This is a genomic window from Mycobacterium sp. E2238 (genome assembly GCF_001672665.1).
Classification (GTDB): domain Bacteria; phylum Actinomycetota; class Actinomycetes; order Mycobacteriales; family Mycobacteriaceae; genus Mycobacterium.
Genome location: NZ_LZKF01000255.1, coordinates 107,593 through 129,940, shown reverse-complemented (window position 1 = coordinate 129,940; position 22,348 = coordinate 107,593). Strand labels below are relative to the sequence as shown.

The window sequence follows — 22,348 nt, the reverse complement described above, 5'->3', positions numbered from 1 at the left end:
TATGGAGGGCAAAGCTGCCAAATATGACCGATTCAACCAGGTTTACTCCGAGGAAGCTATGACCAGCGATCTGAAAGCGGCCCCCACCGCCGGCCAGTACGAGTTGAGCCATCTGCGCTCTTTGGAGGCCGAAGCGATCCACATCATCCGGGAGGTGGCCGCCGAGTTCGAGCGGCCCGTGCTGCTGTTCTCGGGGGGCAAGGACTCCATCGTCATGCTGCACCTGGCGCTGCGGGCGTTTCGGCCCGGGCGGTTGCCGTTCCCCGTGATGCACGTGGACACCGGCCACAACTTCGACGAGGTGATCGCCACCCGTGACGAGCTGGTCGCCGAGCACGGCGTGCGCCTGGTGGTCGCCTCGGTCCAGGAGGACATCGACGCCGGGCGCGTGGTCGAGCCAAAGCAGGGTCGCAACCCGATCCAGACCGTGACGCTGCTGCGCGCCATCCGGGAGAACAAGTTCGACGCGGCGTTCGGGGGAGCGCGCCGTGACGAGGAGAAGGCCCGCGCCAAGGAGCGGGTGTTCAGCTTCCGAGACGAGTTCGGCCAATGGGACCCGAAGGCGCAGCGGCCGGAGCTGTGGAACCTCTACAACGGTCGGCACCATAAGGGCGAGCACATCCGGGCCTTCCCGCTGTCGAACTGGACCGAGTTCGACATCTGGTCCTACATCGGCGCGGAGAACATCGGGCTGCCCTCGATCTATTACGCCCATCGGCGCAAGGTGTTCCGTCGCGACGGCATGCTGCTGGCGGTCGATCGGCACATGCAGCCGCGCGACGACGAGCCGGTGTTCGAGGCGACGGTGCGTTTCCGCACCGTCGGGGACGTCACCTGCACCGGATGCGTGGAATCGGAGGCGTCGACGGTGGAGGAGGTCATTGCCGAGACGGCGGTGTCCCGGCTGACCGAACGCGGCGCGACCAGGGCCGACGACCGGATCTCGGAGGCCGGGATGGAAGACCGCAAACGGCAGGGGTACTTCTGATGGCCACACCCACCACGCTGCTTCGCCTCGCCACCGCGGGTTCCGTCGACGACGGCAAGTCCACCCTGATCGGCCGCCTGCTCTACGACTCCAAGGCCGTCATGGAGGACCAGTGGGCGGCGGTGGAACAGACGTCCAAGGATCGTGGCCACGATTACACCGACCTGGCCCTGGTGACCGATGGCTTGCGCGCCGAACGCGAGCAGGGCATCACGATTGACGTCGCCTACCGCTACTTCGCCACTCCCAAGCGGAAATTCATCATCGCCGACACCCCGGGCCACATCCAGTACACCCGCAACATGGTGACGGGCGCGTCGACCGCCCAACTCGTGATCGTGCTCGTCGATGCCCGGCACGGCCTGCTGGAGCAGTCCCGCCGGCACGCCTTCCTGGCCTCGCTGCTCGGCATCCAGCACATCGTTCTCGCCGTCAATAAGATGGACCTGATCGGTTGGGACAGAGACAAATTCGAGGCCATCCGGGACGAATTCCACGCCTTCGCCGCCCGACTTGATGTGCACGACGTGGCCACCATCCCGCTTTCCGCACTGCACGGCGACAACGTGGTGACCAAATCGGACCAGACGCCCTGGTATGAGGGTCCGGCGCTGCTGTCGCACCTGGAGGAGGTCTACATCGCCGGTGACCGCAACCTGGTCGACGTGCGTTTCCCCGTCCAGTACGTCATCCGGCCGCACACCCGCGAGCATCAAGACCACCGCAGCTACGCCGGCACCGTCGCCAGCGGTGTCATGCGTCCGGGAGACGAAGTCGTCGTTCTGCCGGTCGGCAAGACCACCCGCATCACCGCGATCGAAGGCCCGAACGGTCCAGTGGAGGAAGCCTTTCCACCGATGGCCGTGTCGGTGAGCCTTGCGGATGAGATCGACATCTCGCGGGGTGATCTCATCGCTCGGACCAACAATCATCCCCGCGTCACGCAGGAATTCGATGCCACCGTGTGCTGGATGGCCGACGACGCTGCGCTGGAGCCCGGCCGCGACTACGTCATCAAGCACACCACCCGTACCACGCGCGCGAGGGTGACCGGGCTGGACTACCGGCTCGACGTGAACACCCTGCATCGCGATAAAGCGGCAACGGCATTGCAGCTCAACGAGCTTGGCCGCATTTCGCTGCGTACCCAGGTGCCGCTGCTGCTCGACGAGTACACCCGCAACGCCAGCACCGGTTCGTTCATCCTGATCGACCCGCACACCAACGGCACCGTGGCCGCGGGCATGGTGCTGCGCGACGTCTCGGTGCAAACGGCGAGCCCCAACACCGTGCGGCACAAGTCGTCGGCCGTCGCCGAAGCCCGGCCGCGGGGCAAGACGGTGTGGTTCACCGGCCTGTCCGGTTCCGGCAAATCATCGGTGGCCATGCTTGTCGAGCAGATGCTGCTCGAAAAGGGCACGCCCGCTTACGTTCTCGACGGCGACAACCTGCGACATGGTTTGAATGCCGACCTGGGCTTCAGCATGGCCGACCGAGCCGAGAATCTGCGCCGGCTGGCGCATGTGGCGGCGTTGCTCGCCGACTGCGGCAACGTCGTGCTGGTACCGGCGATCAGCCCGCTGACCGAGCAGCGCGAGATGGCTCGTAATGTGCACGCCGCCGCGGGGTTCGACTTCGTCGAGGTGTTCTGCGATACCCCGATCGAAGAATGCGAGCAGCGTGATCCGAAGGGGTTGTACGCCAAGGCCCGCGCGGGCGAGATCGCACACTTCACCGGCATCGACAGCCCGTATCAGCCGCCGGTCAACCCCGACCTGCGGCTTACACCGGACCGTACCGTCGAGGAACAGGCGCGCAGCATCGTCGATTTGCTCGAATCGCGGGGTTAGCGCACCGGCACAGCCCGGCTGCACCGAAATTCGCGCGCCGAGTGGCACAATTCTGAGAGTGCGCATGTCGGCGAAGGCGGAGTACGCGGTGCGGGCCATGGTCCAGCTCGCCACGGTCCCCAGCGGGACATTGGTGAAAACCGACGACCTGGCTCAAGCGCAGGGCATACCGCCGCAATTCCTCGTCGACATCCTGACCAACCTGCGCACCGACCGCCTGGTGAAGAGCCATCGGGGCCGCGAAGGCGGCTACGAGCTGGCCCGTCCCGGAGACGAGATCAGCATCGCCGACGTATTGCGCTGTATCGACGGGCCACTGGCGAGCGTGCGCGACATCGGGCTGGGGGATCTGCCCTATTCCGGTCCCACCGCGGCGCTCACCGACGTCTGGCGGGCGTTGCGCGCCAGCATGCGGTCGGTGCTCGAGGAAACAACCCTGGCCGACGTCGCCGCCAACGCACTGCCCGAGCATGTCGCGCAATTCGCCCACGATTATCGGGCACAGGAGAGCGTGCGGCACGGCACACCGCACGCCGGCGAATAGGCGGCGCGGCCCGCCGGAGCGTCAGCCCCCGGACCCGTAGGGGCGGGTGAGAATCTCCATGGCGTGTCCCGAGGGATCGAGGAAGTACACGCCGCGCCCGCCGTCCCTGCGGTTGATCTCGCCGGGCCGCTTGGCGCCAGGGTCGGCCCAGTGCTCCAGGCCGCGCGAGGAGATCTTGCCGTAGATCGTGTCGAATTCCTCTTCGGACACCAGGAAGGCATAGTGCTGCCGCGGGATCTCCCCGCCGTCGGAAGCATCCGCATAGTCCAGGCTGGCGCCGTGCTCGAGTTCGACAACCATGAAGTGGCCGAACGGCTTTGGGCTGGGCAGGCCGAACAATTCGGCGAGGAACTCCGCGGACTCGTGCTTGTCCCGGGCGGCGACGATGGTGTGGTTGAAGCTGATGGACATGGCCTCCTCCTACTTCGGTGCCGTGAGCTCCAGGGCGATGTTGTCGGGATCGCGGAACTCCAGGATGTACGACGGCCCGATGTCTTTTACGGGCTCGTGCGTCACGCTGAGCTCATCGAGATGCGCTGCGGCCGAGTCTAATTCATCCTTGCTGGCGACCCGAAACGCGATGTGGTCGAGCCCGGCGCGGTCCTCGTCGAAGCGGTCGGTGGCAACCGGCCGCAGTCCCAGCAGCGTGCCGCCGAGGTCGTAGATGACGCCACCGAACAGGAAGCTCAACTGGCTGCGGGTGGCCTCGTCCGCGTTGTCGGGCACCTCCAGCAGGACCGGCCAACCGAACACGCTCTCGTAAAACTGCCGGGATCGCTCGATATCGGTGACGGTGAGGCGGACGTGCGCGATGGAACTGCTGGTGAAACCCATCTGCTCCATGCTGCCACTTGTCTGCCCGCATGTTGACTGTCATGCCAGAATCGCCGTCGTGCAGATTGCGATGACGCTGCCGGTGATGGAGCCGGACTTGGACGCGGGAGTTTTGGAGAACTGGGCGCGCGCGATCGACGTCGGACCGTTCTCGTCGCTGTGCTGGGGCGAGCGCATCGCGTTCGACAACCCGGACAACCTGACTCTGCTGGGTGCGCTCGCGGCCTGGACGAATCGGGTGCGGCTGCTGACCACCGTGATCGTGCCGCAGCTGCATGACCCGGTGATGCTGGCCAAGGGCCTGGCGACCGGCGACATGCTCTCCGGCGGGCGGCTGGGGGTGGGCATCGGCGTGGGCGGCAGGCACGAGGACTACCACGCTGTCGGCGCCGATCCGGCGACACAGACCATGCGCGAACTGGCCGAGCGCGTCGCCGTGATGAAGCGGGTGTGGGCCGGCGAAAAGCTCACCGAGTCGGTCCTGCCGGTTGGGCCGGCACCGGTGCAACCCGGCGGTCCGCCGCTGTTCGTGGGCAGCATCGGCCCCAAGACCATCCGCAGCGCCGCTTCCTGGGCCGCCGGACTGGCCGGGACCACGCTGGACCTGGACGTCGCCAAGCAGAACGAGTTGTTCGACGTCGCGCGCGACGCGTGGTCGCAGGCGGGCAAGGGCAAACCCCACCTGGTGACGTCGTTCTGGTTCGCGTTCGGCCCGCCGGAGCAGGCCCGGGCCCAGGTGCATCGCCACCTACGGCGGTACATGAACTGGATACCGGCGGAGTACGTCGACGCCATGGCGCCGACGACCGGGTGGGCCGGCACCGAGGACGAGCTGCTGGCGGTGCTGCGCAAGTTCGAGGACATCGGCACCGACGAGGTGCAGCTCATCCCGACGAGCGCGGACGTCGACCAGCTGAGCCGCGCGGCGGACGTCGCCGGCCGGCTTTAGCCCGTGCTCGCGATCGCCACTAGGCCAATGGTGGCGACCCGCTTCGCCCGGCTTCGCCGCGCTCGCGATCGCCACTAGGCCGATGGTGGCGACCCGCTTCGCCCGGCTTCCGCCGCGCTCGCGATCGCCACTAGGCCTGACGGTGGCGACCCGCTTCGCCCGGCTTCGCCGTGCTCGCGATCGCCACTAGGCCAATGGTGGCGACCCGCTTCGCCCGGCTTCGCCGCGCTCGCGATCGCCACTAGGCCGATGGTGGCGACCCGCTTCGCCCGGCTTCCGCCGCGCTCGCGATCGCCACTAGGCCTGACGGTGGCGACCCGCTTCGCCCGGCTTCGCCGTGCTCGCGATCGCCACTAGGCCAATGGTGGCGACCCGCTTCGCCCGGCTTCGCCGCGCTCGCGATCGCCACTAGGCCTGACGGTGGCGACCCGCTTCGCCCGGCTTCGCCGCGCTCGCGATCGCCACTAGGCCGACGCGCGCTCGTCGCCCGCGGCCGGCTGCTGCGGCGGCTGCCCTTTGCGCAGCGTCGCCAACAACTCGCGATACGGGCCGACGAGGTAGACGGTGTCACCGCCACGAAGCCAGGCGTCCCGCCGGGGGTGCAGCTCTACGGGCGCGTCCTGTCGGGTGATCGCGATGACCCGGGTCTGGGTGGACAGCTCGAACATCTTCAGCCCGTCGAGCTCGCTGCCGGGCGCCACGTGCATCCCGCCGATCATGAACGAGCGCTGCCCGACGGAAAATGTCCCCAGCACTTGCAGGCCCATCGCGGCGCCGATGAACCACGGTGCGGCCAGTTCGACGGTGGACCGGACGTTTTCGAATCCGAACCGCTGCGCCACAGCGGCACCCAGCGCGCGGTCGTAGACGCGCAGCACCAGGGGAACGTCGGTACGAACGACTTCGGGCTTCACCCGGGGGCCGAGCATCTCGCGCAGCACGATCCCGGTCTCGATGTTCACCATGTCGTCCTGGGTCAGCACCGCAACCGCGCGGGCGTACTCGACGCGGGCGGCCTCCAGCGTCTGGCGCAGCGTCGCGTCCCCGAAGATGACCGGCACGTCGAGGTCGGCCGCCGCCGAGAGGAAGCGGTTGTTTTCGTCCCGCTCGATCACGGCGACGTCGTAGCCCGCTGACCTGAGGTCGGCGACGACGCGGCTGCCGAACGAACCGAGCCCGACGACGATGACGTGGTTACGCAGATGGCGCGCCCGGCGGCGGCCGACAGAATGGGCAAAACGCCGCGATATCAGCAGGTCGGCGACGAAAGCGACGAGGAGCGCGGTAGTCGTTACGCCGGCGAACATCAACATGATGCTGAACAGCCGCAGCCAGGTCGGCTGATGGAGAAAGCTGAAATCGCCGTAACCGACCGTCGCGATCGTTTCGGTGCTGAAATACAGCGCGTCGAGCCACGTCATCCTCAGACCCGGCTGGTAGCAGAAGCGCAGGATTACCGTCGACCCGATCAGCAGGCACGCCGCGGCCAGCAACGCTCGGGCGAACATCGGGTTGACGTCGTCGCGCAGCGCCCGCGCACTGTCGAGCATGCGCCGCAGCCGGGGCAGGCGATAGCGGGTCACGGTCGGCCGCGGGACCTTGATGCCGCGTTCGGCCAGTTCCTCGGCGGTGCCGATCATCGCGGTCCAGTCACCGGCGTGTACCGACAGGTCGCGGCCAGGACAGGACACCACCTCGCCCGGGGTGACGCAGTTCTCACCGTGAATCACCGCCACCGGTGCTAGGTCACCGTAGATTTCGCGCAGCGTCGCGCTATACGGTGCCTCGGCCCCGGAGACGACGAATTCGATGCCCGCCGCCTCGAACGGGTGCACGGTGTGCGCCAGACACGCCTCGACGACCGACGGCGCCGCGAGGTCGGCGACGTCCAGTATCGCGCCGGGACGCTTGTCGGCGGCCATCGCCGTGCGCAGCACGTCGTTGCCCAGCCGTGCCACCACGCGCACCCGGGAGTTGGCTTTCCTTGCCAGCAGTGCGATTTCGAGGTTGGTCGCGTCGTCGTCGCCGACGCAAATCACGGCGCGAGCCCGGGTCACACCGGCGGTGTCGAGCTCGCCGGCGGTCTGGAGCTTGACGATGTGCACACCGGCGTTGTTGAGCTCCTCGACGATCGTGGTCGCCAGCGCGTCGTCACCGCTGACGATGATGTGCCCGCGCATGGTCAGGCGCGCCCCGGGTCGTCCGGCATGACCCCCACCTCTGCTGACGTTGGAATTTTGTTCCTATGACTATCGGCCACCTTGCCGATTCATGCCAGCGCGACACCGGCCCCGGGGTGAATTGCGACGGGACCGCAGGAGAGATTCGATAGCGGTATGACGCAGCCGGAACTGCCTGGGCCGCTCGCCGCCTTGACCCGGCTCATCTCGGAGCGCATCGCCGCGGCCGATTTCGCCGGGGCGTTGCCACTCATGAACGAGCTGGTCGCGGTCTGCCGCCCGATCCTGGGGGAGCGCCATCCCAACGTCTTGGACATGAAGCTTGCGCTGGTACACCTGCAGCTCCAAATGGGAGACCAGGCCGGTGCCTACGCCGTCCTCGAGCAGCTGGTTCCCGAATTCGAGGAGGTGCTCGGCCGGGATCACATCACCACGTTGACGGCGCGCCACATGTTCGCGGACCGGCCCCAGCGCGAGACGCGGGCCGCGTTGGCCGAATGGTCGCAGCTGCTGGCCGACGAAGAACGCGTGCTGGGCGCCGAGCACCCCACCGTGCTGACGTCCATGGACCGCGTGGCGCACAAGCGTAAGGAGCTCGGTGACTATCCGGGTGCCATCGCCGAGGGCGAGCGCGTCCTTGCCGCGCGGCGCCGGGTGCTCGGCGACGACCACGAGGACACGTTGGGCATGCGGCTGTCGCTGGCGCAATGGCACGGCGAATCGGTGGACGGCGCCGGCGCCGTGGCCGAGCTGGAGTCGCTGGTCGAGGTGATGCGCGAAAAGCTGGGCGACGACCACCGCCACACGCTGATCGCGCGGCACACCATCGCGCTGTGGGAGCCAGAACCCGTGGACTGCGGGGACAAGGTGGCGACCTGGCAGGCCCTGGTTGCCGCCGAAGCACGGGTCTTCGGCGAAGACAATCCGCTCACCGTCGCGGCCAGGGAGGAACTGGCGAAGTGGCGCGACCGCGTCGAGGACCACCGTTGGGTGGCCGAGATGCGCGGCCGGGTCGAAGAAGCCGGCAAGCGCCGCCTGAGCACCAAAAAGCAAGCAACGCAGCGCTTTTCGGACGAGGAATACCTGCGATGCTGGCTTGCCGAGCGCGGGGCCCAATTCCCGGTCTGGGCGGGTCATTACGGCGGCGACGCCGTGTGGGACTTCTCGCCGGAGTCCTTAGACGCGTTGGAAGAGCTCGTCATTCAGAAGGCTTCGACACCCGAACAGCTTCTCAACGAAGAGCGCAATGAGCCGTTCGTAGATGGCGCCGTGTGGTATCTCGGGGAAGTGCTGCGGCGCGGACGGTCCCTGCCGTGGCAATACACGCGTGGCGAAACAGCGGATCCCACCGTCGGGCACGTCGATGTGTTCGCAGTACTCACCCGTGCGCTGCACTCCGTCGACCGGGGCGCCCTGCGCCGCACGTACGACCGCTTCACGGCGTCCCAGTGATACTGGGTTGGTGCCCTTCATCGAATGCATCGCGTCCCGCGAGATCTATCGGAGCCAATGGATGGTGCTCCGCGAAGACGACATCCGTCGCCCGGACGGCAGTCCCGGCATCTACGGCGTGGTGGACAAGCCGGATTATGCGCTGGTGATGCCGTTCGACGGGCACCGTTTCCGGCTGGTCGAACAATTCCGGTATCCGCTTGGGGAGCGAAGGTGGGAATTCCCGCAGGGCACCGCTCCCGGTTTGGCGGACACCGACCCGTCGGAGTTGGCCGAGCGTGAGCTGCGCGAGGAAACGGGATTGAGTGCGACGTCATTCGAGGTGCTGGGCCAGCTCGATGTCGCCCCGGGCATGACCAGTCAGCGTGGCTGGGTTTTCCTGGCCACCGGAATCGTCGAAGGGGAGCCCGAGCTCGAGCACGAGGAGCAGGACCTGCGAAGTGCCTGGTTCGCCCGCGAGGACGTCGAGCAGATGATCCGGTCGGGGGTGATCGCCGACGCGCAGTCCGTCGCCGCCTACAGCCTGTTTCTGCTGCGGCGACCATGAACAATGCGGGGGCCCGCCGGGGTCCCCGCACTGTAGTGGTCGATCTCAGGCCGACGTGACGTACTGCGGGCAGTAGGCCGAGGCCGCGTCGACGGCGAACGTCTTGGAGCCCTTGGTGCTCAAGCCGGTCGCCTTGGCCACGGCGCCGATGACCTCCTTGCTCGAGTGGCCCTGGTCGAGCGCGTTGCACACGGCGTGTGCGTCCTTGATGGCGACCGAAGCGCTCGGCGGGGTGATGCCATCCGATGCCAGCTGGGCGAGGAACGCGTCATCGACCGAGCTCGCGCCAGCGGCGCCGGCGAGGCCGAGCGCGGCCAGGCCCAGGGCGGCGGTGCCGACGACGGAGGCGGTGAAACGGCGAGGGAACATCGGGGTCTCCTTGTGCTGAGTTGGCTTCTCTGACGGACGCGGAGTGCGTTGATCACAGAATCAGCACGGGGCCTCAACGGCTTCTCAAAGAATTCTTGGCGACGACGCCTGAAGGCGCGGGCGCCGGAGTGAATCCCTCTGTCACCCAATCATTGCTGCGGCGCGGGCGTCATCGAGGCGATGTAGTAGACCTCGTGCCCGGTCGGGTAGCCGCCGCCGTTGGTGGCGATGTGCACGTGGTCGTAGTGGTTGAGGGTTTCCGAGCCCAGGTCGGCGGTCCAGCTGCCCCCGCCGACGCCCGGGTAGATTTTCTGGCGCCAGATCACGTGGTTGATTCCCCATCGCTTCGCATTCGCCAGCGCGTACCCGGCGATCTGGTTGCCGAGCTCGATACCCTCGGGGCTGCTGTGGTTCGGGATCATCACGTCGATCGCCAACCCGTTCGGGTGCCACGGCAGGGGGTCTTCCCGGTACCCATAGATGGTTTTGATCTGCGGAAACAGCACGCTGATGGCGCGTTCCGCCCAGATCGTCTTGACCTGCAGCCTGTCCTCCGAGGCGAGGCCCCGGGGCAACGCGACCTGGAATTGCTGGGCGGCGGCGGGCGCGCTGGCGGTCAACATTTCCACTTCCGCGGGGCTGGCGGTGTGCGGGGCGTTGGGCGGGGCGGCGGCGTTGGTCGACGCGGCGGCCGCGGTGGTGGGGACCGCCGCCACCGCGTTGGGCGCGCAGCAGCGCGGCTTGGTGTCTTGGGCGTAGACCATGGCGCCCGCCAGCGCGAACGAGGCAACGATCGCCAGCCAGCGGCTTCGCCCGTTGGCTAACACGTTCTTGCCCACGACCAGCAGCTTAGTTCCGTAAGCGACGTCTGTGACCCATTTTCGTCCAGTTATTCCGGCTCGGACGAATGGGCCCTAAGCGGCCCGAGGTCGGGTCACAATGTCACCATGCCCGGCCAATCCTTCGGCGATGCCAACGCGTTCCATCGGATCATGCGTCGCTTCGCGTCCACGCCGGTGGGTGTGGCGCTCCTTCGCCCCACGGCGCACCACCTCGACCGACTCATCACCAAGCTCACGGGCGGCAGAAGCAGCTTCGCCGGGCTTGCGACAGGCATCCCGGTGGTGATGCTCACCACGACGGGCGCCAAGTCGGGTGAGCCCCGCACCGTCGCCGTGTACGGAATCCCGCATCCGGACGGGTTGGCCCTCATCGCGTCGAATTTCGGCGGCGCCAAGCATCCCGCCTGGTATCACAACCTCAAGGCGCACCCGGAGGCGACGGTGTCGATCGGCCGCGACACCTGGCATGCGAACGCGCGGCTCGCCGCGCCGGGCGAGCGCGACGAGATCTGGGCGAAGGGTCTCGAGCTGTACCCCGGCTGGCGGAAGTATGAAGTGCGGGCCGGCAAGCGCCACATCGAGGCGTTCGTCCTACAACGGAGTTGAGGGTAAGCCCAGTTCTACTGTGTCACAGGCGGTCTGGGGTCAAACACCGTCGCCCAGGTAGGCGTCGGCCCAGGCGCCGATGATTCGCCCGGCGCGATGAGCTTGACCCCGAGCGGTCAGGAAGTGGTCCGAACCCTCGAGCGAAACGAAGCTCCTGGGGTGACGGGCTAAGCGGAAGATCTCGCTCGCATTCGCGATGCCGACCGTGTTATCGGTGGGCGAATGCAGGATCAGCAGCGGCAGGCGCAAGCCCTTGATCTTGTCGCGTAGGTGGGCTGCGCGGACATCCTCGACGAATGCCCGCTTGAGGGTCAGCGTGCGCCCACCGACCATCCACTCGGCACTGCCCTCCGCCAAGCAACGGTCGACGACTGCGTCGTAATGCTTCTCGACGTGGCTCGGGTCGACGGGCGCGGCAACGGTGACAACCGACCGCACGCCCTGGCACTGTCGTGCCGCCGCGAGCACCGCCGCGCCGCCCCACGAGTGCCCGACCAGGATGTCGGCCGGGGTTCCGCGGTTCGCCATGAATTCGCATGCCTTGGCGATGTCGTCGACCTTGACGGTGAACGACCCGTCCCCCCAGTCGCCCTCGGATCCACCGAGACCCAGCGCGTCGAAGCGCAACATGCCGATACCGTCGGCGGCCAGTTGCTTGCAGATTCGGGCCGCGGCCGGCGAGTCCTTTCCGAGCGTGAAGCCGTGCGCGAAGACGCCCCAGCCGCGCACCGGTCCTTCCGGCACCTCGATGACCCCGGCCAGAATCGCGCCCGTGGAACCTTGGAACGTCACACGTTCGCCCATGCAGACGATCTAACCCGCCCCGGACGACGGTCGTAAGACCGACATGTTCGTTCTCGTCTGCAGTTAAGGCTCAGGGCGCGACCGAATATCGCGGCGAGGGGCCGGGGGAGCCGAGGAGCAGGCCCGCGATGTCCCCGAGCGGCCGGGCGCGGGCAACCAGCTCCGCCCACGGAAACCGGTCGCGGGTTGCGAGCAGAAAGCTCAGCGCCGCACTGAGGTGCCGCGGCTCGTAATTGTGCACGCCGAAGATCGACAGCTGCCGGCGGACGACTTGCTCGGGGTCGAGCGCGATGGCGCCATTAGGGGCGACGGAACCGGCGAGGACGGCGACGCCCTGGCCATCCAGCGCGGCCAATCCGGTCTGCAAGGCCGCCGATGAGCCGGAGAACTCCAACAAGACGTCGCAGCTTTCCACGTCGTGTGCCGATGCCGCCTCGTCGGTAGCGCCGAATTGCCTTGCCAGCTGCCTTCGTTCGGTGCTGGGATCGACCGCCGTGACCGCCGAGGCGCCGGCCGAGGCCGCAGCCGCGACAGCGGTGAGTCCGAGCATGCCGACCCCTACGACGATGACCTGCCTGCCAGTCAGCGGCCCCGCGCGGTCGATCACCGCCATGACCGTGGCCGTCGCGCAGGCGGCGGGAGCGGCGACGGCGTCACTGAGCTCGTAGTCAACGACCGCGATCGCCAAATTGCTTGGCAGGAAGACATATTCGGCATAGGAGCCGGACAACGCCCAGTCCGAGTCGAGCGCCTCGTGCCCGGCCTTGCGGACAGTGCGGCATTTGGCGGTGACCCCGGCGCGGCAGCGGTCACAGGTTTGGCAGGGCAGCGTGATCGACCAGATGACGCGTTGGCCGGGGTGCAGATCATGACCGTCGACGTCGCGCCTGCCTGCCTGGCCGACTTCAACGACCTCACCGACGGCCTCGTGGCCGAGGATCGACGGGCACGGTTGTACACGATGGCCGCTGACGGTGTGCCGGTCGCTGCCGCACACGGTGGCCAGGCGCACCCGGACGAGCACGTCGGACGGGCCCAATGGCGGCACCGCCACGCGCTCGACGGCGATCCGGTCACCGCCGCGCCATACTGCCGCGGCGGTGGTGTCGATTCGCCGGTCGAGGGTCGCGCTGGTCATGGAGCGCTCACCGCCACCGGGCGCACGCCGAGCAGGCCGGGCAGGTCGGCCACCGAAGGCAGCAGGTGGGTGTGCCGGTGGGCGCCGAGTTCGTCGGCGTCACTGGCTCCCGAGAGGACGCCCACCACCATCGCGGCACCGGAGTTGGTCCCGGCTTCGAGGTCGCGGGGAGTGTCTCCGGCGACCAGGACGCGCGCCACATCGGTCACACCCAGCCGTTCCATGGCCCGAAAGATCATGTAGGGCGCGGGGCGGCCGGCGGCCACATCGCTGCCGCAGACGACGGTGTCCGCCACCGCGTCGCCCATCCAGCCCAGCGCCGATAGCAGCGATTCGACGATGACTCGGTCGAATCCCGTTGTCAGCGCGACCTTCACACCACGCTCGCGCAACGTGGACAGAGCCTCAACGACCCCCGGCAGCGGGTGCGGCGGGTGATCGGCGGCGTAGGCGGTGCTGAGCCGGGCATGAAAATCGGCGACCACCACTTCCAGTTCTCCCACGCTCGGTGGCGTGCCGGAGCGGGAGGTGAGTAGTTCGCGCAGCGCTTCGTGTTTCGAGGCACCGTGCCAGCGGGCGATGTCGGCCTCCGACGGCGATGCCCCGTGGGCGCTCGCGGTCTCGGCGAGCACGCGGTAGACCTGCTGACCGTCGTCGATCGTGGTGCCCGCCATGTCCAGAACCACAACCTCGGGCGGGAAGATCGTCATGTGCTCGACTCCTTAGGGCTTGGCGTTGCGCGTCAGGGCGCAGCGCGCGTCCAGGGTGTTTTCGAGGGTGAAACTGACCAGCCCCGGCAGGTATCGGTCGTCGTGGTATTCGAGGACCTCGCCGACCGGGCTTCGCGTTGTTCGCTCCTGACGCAGCAACGGAACTCCCTCGGGCACACCGAGGTGCTGCGCGTCCAGCGCGTCGGCGGCCACCGCGTCGATCACATGGGACGCCCGGGCGAACTGCACACCCTGTGAAAGCAGGTATGCCCAAAGGGATCCCGAATCGCAGTCGAAGTCGAACAGGCGCCGACCGACGTGCTCGACGAATACGGCGCGCTCGAGCATCGCGGGCTCGTCGTCGAGGTAGCGCAGCCGCAACACCTCGACGACCGGCGCATCGACGTCGACGTGCAGCACCGAGGCGGCGTGCTGGTCGGCCCGCCGCAGCGCCAATTCCAGGGTCCGCTGCCCGGGCGTACGGCCGATCGAGTGCGCCCAAGCCGAATACGACAGCAGGGTGTCGAAGGGCTGTCCGGTCGCGGTGGAGCAGACCACCGGCGGTTTGCCGCGCCCGCCGGCGATGACACCCTCGGCGCGCAGGGTGGCCAGTGCTTGGCGCACCGGTCCGCGCGACGCGTTCCACTGTTCGCACAGCCGAGACTCCGAGGGCAGCGGGGCGCCCACGACCAATTCACCGAGGCGGATCTGTTCCCTCAGGCTGTCGGCGATGACCTCGTGCAGTGCCGTTGCCACGACTTGACTATACATGTGTGGCCGAGGGCTTCACCCAGGCTAACTTTTGAATCATTCTGTTGGTTAAGAGAATCTGAACATTTGCGGCCCAGTACGTTCCGGTGTTGACAGCTGCTGAACCTCTGTCGGAGGGTTCTTGTAATGACAAGTCGGCGCCCTTGGAATCGGAGCCCCAATGACTGACGTCGCCAGCAACGAGAGCGTCGGGAAGTCCATCGACGACGCGAAACTCGGCGTGTTCCACTTCAAGGCAGCGGCGACAGCCGGGGCGGGTTTCTTCACCGACTCCTATGACCTCAACGTCATTGGCTCGGTGACGCTACTGGCCGCACCGCAGTTCCACCTCGGCAGCGGTCAGATCTCGATGCTGACCAGCTCGACGCTTCTCGCGGTCGCGGTGGGCGCGATGGTATTCGGCCGGCTCGGCGACCTCTTCGGCCGCCGGCGCGTGTACGGGCTCGAAGCCGTGCTGATGATCATCGGGGCCCTGGTGTCGGCGTTCGCCCCGAACTTCACGGTGTTGTTGGTCGGCCGACTGATCCTCGGCGTGGGCATCGGCGGTGACTACCCGGCCAGCGGCGTCATCATTACCGAGTACGCCAATGCGCGAAACCGTGGCCAACTCGTCGGCATGACGTTCCTGTTTTATGTGTTCGGCCAGGTCTGCGCCTACCTCGTGAGCCTGCTGGTCCTCGCGGTCGGTGTCGACAACGACCTGGCCTGGCGACTGATCCTCGGGTTGGGTGTACTGCCGTCGATGCTGGTTCTCTACCAGCGCCGCCACATGCCGGAGTCGCCCCGTTGGACGGCCGAGCATGGTGACGAGCGTCAGGCGCGCCAGGACTTCGAGAAGTTCGCCGAGGCGGGCAACCAAACATTCAGTGCGGCAACGGTTTCTAAGGTTTCGGTCAGTGGGCTGCGGTTGGCGTTGACGAATCGCAAGGTGCTCATCACCCTGCTGGGCACCGCCGGAAGCTGGTTCTTCTTCAACGTCGCGGTGTACGGCAACTCGGTGAGTCAGCCGCTGCTGATCAAGACCATCAGCCCGCACGGTTCCACGCTGTCCAACATCGCGCTGAACGCCGTGCTCGTCGTCTGCTTCAGCCTGGTCGGCGCCGTCGCCGGGCTCTTCGTTCTCGACCGATGGCCGCGGCGTCGACTCCAAATCATCGGCTTCGGGTTGTGTGGATTGGCCATGCTGCTGATCACCATGGTGCCCGGCCTGAGCAGCGCCGTCCTGCCCTTCGGGATTGTGTTCGGTCTCTCGTTGTTCGGCATCGCGTTCGGTCCGAACTACACCACCATGCTGCTGGCCGCCGAGTCGTACCCGACTGCCGTCCGCAGCAGCCTGCACGGCCTGTCGTCGGGTGTCGCCAAGGTCGGCGCATTCGGGGGAGCGCTCGTGGTGCCGCTTATCCTGGCGTCTTCGGGATTACGGGCAGTGACGCTGTTTGCGTTCGGCTGCTACGTCGCGGCGATCGCGACGACACTCTTGCTCCCGGAACCACGCGGCCGTGCGCTCGACGAGGTCAGTGAAGACCTGAAACTCACGACTGTTGCGACAGCTCCCGCGCGTCAACGCGCCGGAAGACTGGTTCAAGCGCAGTAACCTGCCACGCGAAGGTTGTCCATAACCACACGTCAGCGCCAGCTTCTCCGAAGTGCCCCCGGCGGGATCCGGATGCTCCAGCGCCGCTGGGGCACCTACACCATGCAAGACGCCGACGCGGACCAGGCACAAGCCGACGTGGCGTCCGCGCACAAGTCAGCCTCTGCGGGCGACGTCTTGGCTCAGGATCTGGGGCCAGGCCTCGACATCGGCCGGGGTGTGCGCCACGGTGAGCGTTGACCGCGGCATCAGTGCGGCAAGCGATTCCGCTGTCGACATCGGATGGGCCGGGTCGCCGACCCAGGCCAGAATCGTCGTCGGCACATCGATTCGTGCGACCGCTTCGCGAGCGGGCAGGTCGCTGAGAGCCGCGCCCCGAAACAGTGACGGCAGCAGCGCGTCGGCCACATCGGGAACTGTTTCGGGCGCGCCGACCGTGGCCGGCGGCGGAATCGCCCCACGCGCCGACGCGATGAATGCCCCGACTCCCTCGGTTTCGATAGCTTCGGCCGCAACCCGGTAGATCGCCGCCTGCGCGGGCCGGGTTTCCCACGCGGTGGCCGGCACCATGAGCGTGAGGCCGGCGAAGCGGTCCGGCTCGCGGGCAGCCGCGTGCAGCAGCGTGCCGGTACCCATGGACGGGCCGACTCCGTGCACCCGTTCGCCGGGAAACCACTTGTCGAGCAGCTGCAGAAGATCCTCGGCAAGGCTTTCCCATCGGTAATCCTCCGGGACCTTGCGCCCAGTCGACTTGCCATGGCCGCGTGCGTCGTACCGCAGCAGTCGGGTCCCGCTGAGGCCCCTGCCGAGGTCGAGATTGAGCACCCGGTCACGCGCGCGGCTGGAGGTAAGCCCGTGCAGCTGAACTACCGGATGACCACCTTCGTCGCTCAGTTCAACCGCAAGCTCTGCTCCGGGAACCACGAAAGTGGACATCACGCAACTCTTCTCATGACCGGTCGGCTCGCCCCGGAGCCGACCGCGCAGACCGAGCACTCAGGCTAACTGGGGCGTTAGGGTACCGCCATGCGGCTGACGAACGTGGCGCACCTGCGGCTGCCCTTTGGACGACTCTGGGGCTACGACGTGTCGGTGTCTGACCTCGGCCGGCAGCTCCCGGTGTCTTTCGACCAGCGCATACACGTTGGCGCGGGCGCGCGACCCGGCTCCTGGATGGCTCTGTCCATTCGGTTGCCGGCGGGGGTCAGCCGCCAATCGTTGGCCGATGCGTGGCTGGCTGTGATCGCCCGCCACGGCACCTTACGAACGGCATTCACACCTGGGGTGGACGGCGATCCGCAGCTGAACGAGATCGATATTCACCCAGGCAAGTGGGTAGAGCATGAGATCAGCCCGGGCCAGGCGGTCAACGACGCACTGCGAGTAGTTCTCAATGCGACGTGCTCGCCCTATGAGCGGCCCTCACATCGATTGTGTGTGTTGGAGACTGCCGCCGGATCGACGGTGGTGATCGCTGCCGACCACGCCCACGTGGACATGTGGTCGATGCTGGTGATCGCCCGGGACCTGTTGTCGATGCTCGCCGACGCGCGGATCGGACGTACGTCGTTGCTGCAGCCGCCGCCCGCATTTGTCGTGCACACGCAAGCACTGCTGGACCTTCCCGCCGCACCGGACAGCGTGCGCGCGCGATGGGCACAAATCATCAGCGACAGCGGTGGAGTGATGCCACGGTTCCCGCTGCCGTTGGGTGGGTCGGGGCCGCATCCGGAACGCGTTGAGGTGCGTGACGTGTTCGATGTCGATGACGGCGCCGCGTTCGCGGCGCAGGCACGCGAAGACGGTGTCTCGACGCTGGCACTCGCTGTGGTCGCCATGACTGCGGTGACCCGCGAGTTGGCCGGGGTGCCGCTGCGCGCAGTCTTCCCCGTGCACAGCCGATTTGAAGACAGATGGCACGACTCGGTGGGCTGGTTCATCACCAATTCGGTCCTGGAGTCGGCGGTTGCCGAGCCGCACGCCGCGGCCGCCGCCGTCAAAGAGGCCGTGCAGCTTGGTTCCTGGCCACTGGCCGACGTACTGGCTCCGTGGGGTGGAATGCCCATCGCGCCCGGCATGTTCGCGATTTCCTGGCTGGACCAAAGCAGACTTCCGGTGCGCATCGACTCGGTCGGACTCGACGCCCAGTATGTGAGCGCGAGCGTTGACACCGACGGCGTCATGCTCTGGTTCATCCAGGACGAGTCCGGGCTACATCTGCGATGCCGCTACCCCGATACCGCGGAGGCACGAACCAACGTGGGGGCGTGGCTGGACCTGTTGGTGGCGCGCCTACAGGCACTGGCCCAGTCCTCGGTTCGAGGACTGCTGCGGGTAGGGGGCCGCACATATCGTGTGCAGCGCGCGACGCGCGAACACGTGGGGGTGATCGCCCAGCTGCTCTCCGACGACGAATTCGGTCAGGATCGCGAAGACGCCGAACTCGAACGCTACGAGGCGGCCTACGACATCGTCGTTCGCAACCGATCCAACTATCTCGGAGTCGTCCTGAACAGTTCCGACATGGTCGTCGCGACCGCGCAATTGACGATCATTCCCGGCCTGTCCCGCGGCGGCTCCACCCGGCTGCAGATCGAGGGATTACGGGTCGCCAAAGCCGAACGCGCACAGGGTCTTGGTACCGCACTCGTCGAGTGGGCACACAACTACGGCCGAGCCCACGGGGCACGGCTGGCGCAGGTGACCACAGACGAGGCTCGCGAAAGGGCTCGGGCGTTCTATGGCCGGCTCGGGTACCACGCCGCGCACGTAGGGCTGAAACGCACCATCTAAGCAAAGTGGCCGGTGTGCGACCGACGCGGCTGCGCGACGCCAGTGACACTGAGGCCCGAAACGGCGTTTTCATCAGCCGAGCTGACTAACGGATACCGTCTGACCTGCAAGAACATGAGTGCCCCCGGCAGGATTCGAACCTGCGGCCTTCTGCTCCGGAGGCAGACGCTCTATCCCCTGAGCTACGGGGGCGCTACGACTTCGGTGTTGCGCCATTGGGCCCCGCCAGACTAGCGCATGTTGGTGGCCGCTTCGTCACCGCAATGGATTCGGGGCGCGGGCACCTCAGCCAATAGGATGGACGCTCGTGACCCCCGCTGACCTCGCTGAGCTGCTCAAGTCCACCGCCTCCGCGGTGCTGGCCGAGCGCGGGCTGGATGCTGCCGCGTTGCCGGCGACGGTCACCGTGGAGCGGCCCCGTAATCCCGAGCACGGCGACTACGCCAGCAACCTGGCGCTGCAGCTGGGCAAGAAGGTCGGCGCCAACCCCCGTGAACTGGCTGGATGGCTGGCCGAGGCGCTCGCACAGGCCGACGGCGTCGCCTCGGCGGAGGTGGCCGGGCCCGGATTCATCAACCTGCGCCTCGAGACGTCGGCGCAGGCCAAGATCGTCAACGCCGTCCTCGACGCCGGCGACACCTTCGGCCACTCCGACGCGCAGGGCGGCCACAAGATCAACCTGGAGTTCGTCTCGGCCAACCCCACCGGACCCATCCACATCGGCGGCACCCGCTGGGCCGCCGTCGGCGATGCCTTGGGACGGCTGCTGGCCACCCAGGGCGCCGACGTCGAGCGCGAGTACTACTTCAACGACCACGGCGCCCAGATCGACCGGTTCGCCAGCTCGCTGATCGCCGCCGCCAAGGGCGAACCGACGCCCGAGGACGGCTATGCCGGCGCCTACATCAACGACATCGCCGCGCAGGTGCTGCAGAAGGCGCCCGACGCGCTGAGCCTGCCCGACCCCGACATGCGCGAGACGTTCCGCGCAATCGGCGTCGACCTGATGTTCACCCACATCAAGGAGTCGTTGCACGAGTTCGGCACCGACTTCGACGTCTACACCCACGAAGACTCGATGCACACCAGCGGCCGGGTCGACCAGGCCATCGCCCGGTTGCGCGAGACCGGCAACATCTACGAGAAAGACGGCGCAAGCTGGTTGCGCACCAGCGCTTTTGGTGACGACAAAGACCGCGTCGTGATCAAGAGCGACGGCAAGCCCGCCTACATCGCCGGGGACATCGCCTATTACCTGGACAAGCGGCAGCGCGGCTTCGACCTGTGCATCTACATGCTCGGCGCCGACCACCACGGATACATCGCCCGGCTCAAGGCCGTAGCCGCCGCGTTCGGTGACGACCCGGCGGCCGTCGAGATCCTGATCGGGCAGATGGTCAACCTGGTCCGCGGCGGCGCGCCGGTCCGGATGAGCAAGCGGGCCGGAACGGTCATCACGCTCGACGACCTGGTCGAGGCGATCGGCGTCGACGCGGCGCGCTACAGCCTCATCCGCTCCTCGGTCGACACCCCGATCGACATCGACCTGGCGCTGTGGTCGTCGGCCTCGAACGAAAACCCGGTCTACTACGTGCAATACGCGCATGCCCGGCTGTCGGCGCTGGCCCGCAACGCCGCCGAACTCGGCCTGGTGCCCGACACCGGTCACCTCGAGCTGCTCAGCCACGACAAGGAGGGGACGCTGTTGCGCAGCATCGGCGAATTCCCCCGCGTGCTGGAAACGGCTGCATCCCTGCGGGAACCGCACCGGGTCTGCCGCTACCTGGAAGACCTGGCCGGCGACTACCACCGGTTCTACGACTCGTGCCGTGTTCTCCCCCAGGGCGACGAACGACCCACCGACCTGCACACCGCGCGCCTGGCGTTGTGCGAGGCCACCCGCCAGGTCATCGCCAATGGGCTGACGATCCTGGGCGTCACCGCTCCGGAGCGAATGTGAACGTGCACCCCGCCGGTCCGCGGCACGCCGAAGAGACCCGGCCCCCCAACAGCCCGCCGCGGCCGCAATCCCCCGACGAGCTGCTGCGGCTCGCGCCGAATGTGTGGCCGCGCAACATCGTTCGCGACGACACGGGTGTGGCCAGCCTCGCCGGAATCCCGGTGACCCAGCTCGCCCAAGAGTACGGCACCCCGCTATTCGTCGTCGATGAGGACGACTTCCGTTCCCGGTGCCGCGAGCTGGCGACGGCCTTCGGCGGTGGGCACAACGTCTGCTACGCGGCGAAGGCCTTCCTGTGCAGCGAGATCGCGCGCTGGGTTGATGAGGAAGGCCTCTCGCTCGACGTGTCCACAGGCGGCGAGCTCGCGGTCGCGCTGCACGCCGACTTCCCGCCAGAGCGGATCACCTTCCACGGCAACAACAAATCCGTCGCGGAGCTGACCGCGGCGGTCAAAGTGGGTGTCGGGCAGATCGTGCTGGACTCGATGACCGAAATCGAGCGCCTCGATGCCATCGCGGGGGAGGCCGGCGTCGTCCAGGATGTCTACGTCCGGCTCACGGTCGGGGTCGAGGCGCACACGCACGAGTTCATCTCCACGGCACACGAAGACCAGAAGTTCGGGCTGTCGGTGGCCAGCGGCGCGGCGATGGCCGCGGTGCGCCGGGTGTTCGCCACCGACCACCTGCGACTGGTGGGCCTGCACAGCCACATCGGCTCCCAGATCTTTGACGTCGACGGTTTCGAGGTCGCCGCGCATCGCGTCATCGGATTGCTGCAGCAAATCGTCGACGAATTCGGCGTCGACAAGACGGGGCAGATTTCGACCGTAGATCTCGGTGGGGGACTGGGGATTTCATACCTGGGAACCGACGACCCGCCGCCGGTGGCCGAACTGGCGGCCAAGCTGACGGCCATCGTCGGCAACGAGTCGGCGGCCGTGGGGCTGCCCACCCCGAGGCTGGTGGTGGAGCCCGGACGTGCCATCGCCGGGCCCGGAACCATCACCCTGTATGAGGTGGGCACCGTCAAGGACGTCGACGTGAGCAGCACAGCCCAACGCCGTTATGTCAGCGTCGACGGCGGGATGAGCGACAACATTCGCACCGCGCTCTATGACGCGCAGTACGACGCACGGCTCGTCTCGCGCGACAGCGACGCACCGGCGACGCTGGCGCGGATCGTCGGAAAGCATTGCGAGACCGGTGACATCGTGGTGCGCGACGCGTGGGTGCCCGACGACCTTCGGCCCGGTGACCTGCTCGGGGTCGCGGCGACCGGCGCGTACTGCTATTCGCTGTCGAGCCGCTACAACATGATCTGCCGGCCGGCGGTGGTGGCGGTACGCGCGGGGCGGTCCCGCCTGATCCTGCGCCGCGAGACGGTTGACGATCTATTGAGTCTGGAAGTGAGGTGAAC

The 22,348-nt window shown here is 67.3% G+C and carries 21 protein-coding genes and 1 tRNA gene; 11 read left to right on the top strand and 11 right to left on the bottom strand.

Features of this window, described 5'->3' with window-relative positions:
- Position 1 precedes the first annotated feature (1 nt).
- Genes cysD through A5711_RS24515 form a run of 3 tightly spaced genes read left to right on the top strand, consistent with a single transcriptional unit; the run spans position 2 to position 3,382 of the window.
- The gene (gene cysD / locus A5711_RS24525; RefSeq protein WP_156673224.1) at positions 2-988 is read left to right on the top strand and encodes a sulfate adenylyltransferase subunit CysD; all 987 of its coding nucleotides are present in this window, start codon (positions 2-4) and stop codon (positions 986-988) included.
- Positions 988-2,838 carry an adenylyl-sulfate kinase gene (gene cysC / locus A5711_RS24520; RefSeq protein WP_067951073.1) on the top strand — a complete coding sequence of 617 codons (1,851 nt, stop codon included), beginning with the start codon at positions 988-990 and terminating at the stop codon, positions 2,836-2,838. The genes cysD and cysC overlap by 1 nt, the downstream gene beginning before the upstream one ends.
- A gap of 58 nt (positions 2,839-2,896) precedes the next feature.
- Positions 2,897-3,382: an RrF2 family transcriptional regulator gene (locus A5711_RS24515; RefSeq protein ID WP_067951071.1), complete on the top strand. Its 486-nt coding sequence runs from the start codon at positions 2,897-2,899 to the stop codon at positions 3,380-3,382.
- 21 nt (positions 3,383-3,403) lie between these two features.
- On the opposite strand, the gene A5711_RS24510 is transcribed toward A5711_RS24515, so the two are convergent.
- Positions 3,404-3,793, bottom strand: coding sequence for a VOC family protein (locus tag A5711_RS24510; RefSeq protein WP_067951070.1), 390 nt, complete (start codon positions 3,791-3,793; stop codon positions 3,404-3,406).
- 9 nt (positions 3,794-3,802) lie between these two features.
- Positions 3,803-4,216: a VOC family protein gene (locus A5711_RS24505; protein WP_067951099.1), complete on the bottom strand. Its 414-nt coding sequence runs from the start codon at positions 4,214-4,216 to the stop codon at positions 3,803-3,805.
- A gap of 70 nt (positions 4,217-4,286) precedes the next feature.
- Here A5711_RS24505 and A5711_RS24500 point away from each other — a divergent pair, with 70 nt between their 5' ends.
- Positions 4,287-5,165 (top strand): LLM class flavin-dependent oxidoreductase, encoded by an 879-nt coding sequence (locus tag A5711_RS24500; RefSeq protein WP_067951097.1) that lies wholly within the window; start codon positions 4,287-4,289, stop codon positions 5,163-5,165.
- Positions 5,166-5,629: 464 nt separating this feature from the next.
- Here A5711_RS24500 and A5711_RS24495 read toward each other — a convergent pair whose 3' ends face one another.
- A complete protein-coding gene (locus A5711_RS24495; protein WP_067951068.1) occupies positions 5,630-7,345 on the bottom strand; it encodes an NAD-binding protein in 1,716 nt (571 codons plus the stop codon).
- A 156-nt stretch (positions 7,346-7,501) separates the two neighbouring features.
- On the opposite strand from A5711_RS24495, the gene A5711_RS24490 reads away from it, so the two are divergent.
- Together A5711_RS24490 and A5711_RS24485 are read left to right on the top strand one after the other, a co-directional pair.
- Positions 7,502-8,797, top strand: coding sequence for a tetratricopeptide repeat protein (locus A5711_RS24490; RefSeq protein WP_067951066.1), 1,296 nt, complete (start codon positions 7,502-7,504; stop codon positions 8,795-8,797).
- 61 nt (positions 8,798-8,858) lie between these two features.
- On the top strand, positions 8,859-9,344 hold the full coding sequence (locus A5711_RS24485) for an NUDIX domain-containing protein (protein ID WP_231972144.1): 486 nt from the start codon (positions 8,859-8,861) through the stop codon (positions 9,342-9,344).
- 45 nt (positions 9,345-9,389) lie between these two features.
- Here A5711_RS24485 and A5711_RS24480 read toward each other — a convergent pair whose 3' ends face one another.
- Both A5711_RS24480 and A5711_RS24475 read right to left on the bottom strand, forming a co-directional pair.
- A complete protein-coding gene (locus A5711_RS24480; protein WP_067951062.1) occupies positions 9,390-9,713 on the bottom strand; it encodes a DUF732 domain-containing protein in 324 nt (107 codons plus the stop codon).
- 149 nt (positions 9,714-9,862) lie between these two features.
- On the bottom strand, positions 9,863-10,552 hold the full coding sequence (locus A5711_RS24475; protein ID WP_197501084.1) for a glycoside hydrolase: 690 nt from the start codon (positions 10,550-10,552) through the stop codon (positions 9,863-9,865).
- 108 nt (positions 10,553-10,660) lie between these two features.
- On the opposite strand from A5711_RS24475, the gene A5711_RS24470 reads away from it, so the two are divergent.
- Entirely contained in the window at positions 10,661-11,161 is a 501-nt protein-coding gene (locus A5711_RS24470) for a nitroreductase family deazaflavin-dependent oxidoreductase (protein WP_067951060.1), read from the top strand.
- A gap of 39 nt (positions 11,162-11,200) precedes the next feature.
- Here A5711_RS24470 and A5711_RS24465 read toward each other — a convergent pair whose 3' ends face one another.
- The 4 genes from A5711_RS24465 to A5711_RS24450 all read right to left on the bottom strand — a co-directional run bounded on the left by A5711_RS24465 (position 11,201) and on the right by A5711_RS24450 (position 14,569).
- Positions 11,201-11,965 carry a S9 family peptidase gene (locus A5711_RS24465; protein WP_067951059.1) on the bottom strand — a complete coding sequence of 255 codons (765 nt, stop codon included), beginning with the start codon at positions 11,963-11,965 and terminating at the stop codon, positions 11,201-11,203.
- A 70-nt stretch (positions 11,966-12,035) separates the two neighbouring features.
- On the bottom strand, positions 12,036-13,103 hold the full coding sequence (locus A5711_RS24460; RefSeq protein ID WP_067951057.1) for a zinc-binding dehydrogenase: 1,068 nt from the start codon (positions 13,101-13,103) through the stop codon (positions 12,036-12,038).
- Positions 13,100-13,813: a phosphonatase-like hydrolase gene (locus A5711_RS24455; protein ID WP_067951055.1), complete on the bottom strand. Its 714-nt coding sequence runs from the start codon at positions 13,811-13,813 to the stop codon at positions 13,100-13,102. Before A5711_RS24455 ends, A5711_RS24460 begins: the two co-directional genes overlap by 4 nt.
- Before the next feature lie 12 nt (positions 13,814-13,825).
- Positions 13,826-14,569 carry a GntR family transcriptional regulator gene (locus A5711_RS24450; protein WP_082973819.1) on the bottom strand — a complete coding sequence of 248 codons (744 nt, stop codon included), beginning with the start codon at positions 14,567-14,569 and terminating at the stop codon, positions 13,826-13,828.
- A 175-nt stretch (positions 14,570-14,744) separates the two neighbouring features.
- Here A5711_RS24450 and A5711_RS24445 point away from each other — a divergent pair, with 175 nt between their 5' ends.
- Positions 14,745-16,178 (top strand): MFS transporter, encoded by a 1,434-nt coding sequence (locus A5711_RS24445; protein WP_067951052.1) that lies wholly within the window; start codon positions 14,745-14,747, stop codon positions 16,176-16,178.
- A gap of 156 nt (positions 16,179-16,334) precedes the next feature.
- On the opposite strand, the gene A5711_RS24440 is transcribed toward A5711_RS24445, so the two are convergent.
- Positions 16,335-17,114 carry an alpha/beta fold hydrolase gene (locus A5711_RS24440; RefSeq protein ID WP_067951050.1) on the bottom strand — a complete coding sequence of 260 codons (780 nt, stop codon included), beginning with the start codon at positions 17,112-17,114 and terminating at the stop codon, positions 16,335-16,337.
- Positions 17,115-17,204: 90 nt separating this feature from the next.
- Here A5711_RS24440 and A5711_RS24435 point away from each other — a divergent pair, with 90 nt between their 5' ends.
- Positions 17,205-18,971, top strand: a complete 1,767-nt coding sequence (locus tag A5711_RS24435) for a GNAT family N-acetyltransferase (protein ID WP_067951049.1) — start codon at positions 17,205-17,207, stop codon at positions 18,969-18,971.
- 119 nt (positions 18,972-19,090) lie between these two features.
- Here the strand turns inward: A5711_RS24435 and A5711_RS24430 are convergent.
- A tRNA-Arg gene (locus A5711_RS24430) sits at positions 19,091-19,163 on the bottom strand.
- Positions 19,164-19,278: 115 nt separating this feature from the next.
- On the opposite strand from A5711_RS24430, the gene argS reads away from it, so the two are divergent.
- Positions 19,279-20,931 (top strand): arginine--tRNA ligase, encoded by a 1,653-nt coding sequence (argS, locus tag A5711_RS24425; RefSeq protein WP_067951047.1) that lies wholly within the window; start codon positions 19,279-19,281, stop codon positions 20,929-20,931.
- Positions 20,928-22,346, top strand: coding sequence for a diaminopimelate decarboxylase (gene lysA, locus A5711_RS24420; protein ID WP_067951045.1), 1,419 nt, complete (start codon positions 20,928-20,930; stop codon positions 22,344-22,346). Before argS ends, lysA begins: the two co-directional genes overlap by 4 nt.
- The last annotated feature ends 2 nt before the right edge of the window (positions 22,347-22,348 follow it).

Bases quoted from the DNA above. Each gene is read 5' to 3' on its own strand.
- cysD (WP_156673224.1), top strand. From the start codon at position 2: ATGGAGGGCAAAGCTGCCAAATATGACCGATTCAACCAGGTTTACTCC.
- cysC (WP_067951073.1), top strand. From the start codon at position 988: ATGGCCACACCCACCACGCTGCTTCGCCTCGCCACCGCGGGTTCCGTC.
- A5711_RS24510 (WP_067951070.1), bottom strand. From the start codon at position 3,793: ATGTCCATCAGCTTCAACCACACCATCGTCGCCGCCCGGGACAAGCAC.
- A5711_RS24505 (WP_067951099.1), bottom strand. From the start codon at position 4,216: ATGGGTTTCACCAGCAGTTCCATCGCGCACGTCCGCCTCACCGTCACC.
- A5711_RS24500 (WP_067951097.1), top strand. From the start codon at position 4,287: ATGACGCTGCCGGTGATGGAGCCGGACTTGGACGCGGGAGTTTTGGAG.
- A5711_RS24495 (WP_067951068.1), bottom strand. From the start codon at position 7,345: ATGCGCGGGCACATCATCGTCAGCGGTGACGACGCGCTGGCGACCACG.
- A5711_RS24490 (WP_067951066.1), top strand. From the start codon at position 7,502: ATGACGCAGCCGGAACTGCCTGGGCCGCTCGCCGCCTTGACCCGGCTC.
- A5711_RS24485 (WP_231972144.1), top strand. From the start codon at position 8,859: ATGGTGCTCCGCGAAGACGACATCCGTCGCCCGGACGGCAGTCCCGGC.
- A5711_RS24480 (WP_067951062.1), bottom strand. From the start codon at position 9,713: ATGTTCCCTCGCCGTTTCACCGCCTCCGTCGTCGGCACCGCCGCCCTG.
- A5711_RS24470 (WP_067951060.1), top strand. From the start codon at position 10,661: ATGCCCGGCCAATCCTTCGGCGATGCCAACGCGTTCCATCGGATCATG.
- A5711_RS24465 (WP_067951059.1), bottom strand. From the start codon at position 11,965: ATGGGCGAACGTGTGACGTTCCAAGGTTCCACGGGCGCGATTCTGGCC.
- A5711_RS24460 (WP_067951057.1), bottom strand. From the start codon at position 13,103: ATGACCAGCGCGACCCTCGACCGGCGAATCGACACCACCGCCGCGGCA.
- A5711_RS24455 (WP_067951055.1), bottom strand. From the start codon at position 13,813: ATGACGATCTTCCCGCCCGAGGTTGTGGTTCTGGACATGGCGGGCACC.
- A5711_RS24445 (WP_067951052.1), top strand. From the start codon at position 14,745: ATGACTGACGTCGCCAGCAACGAGAGCGTCGGGAAGTCCATCGACGAC.
- A5711_RS24440 (WP_067951050.1), bottom strand. From the start codon at position 17,114: ATGTCCACTTTCGTGGTTCCCGGAGCAGAGCTTGCGGTTGAACTGAGC.
- A5711_RS24435 (WP_067951049.1), top strand. From the start codon at position 17,205: ATGCGGCTGACGAACGTGGCGCACCTGCGGCTGCCCTTTGGACGACTC.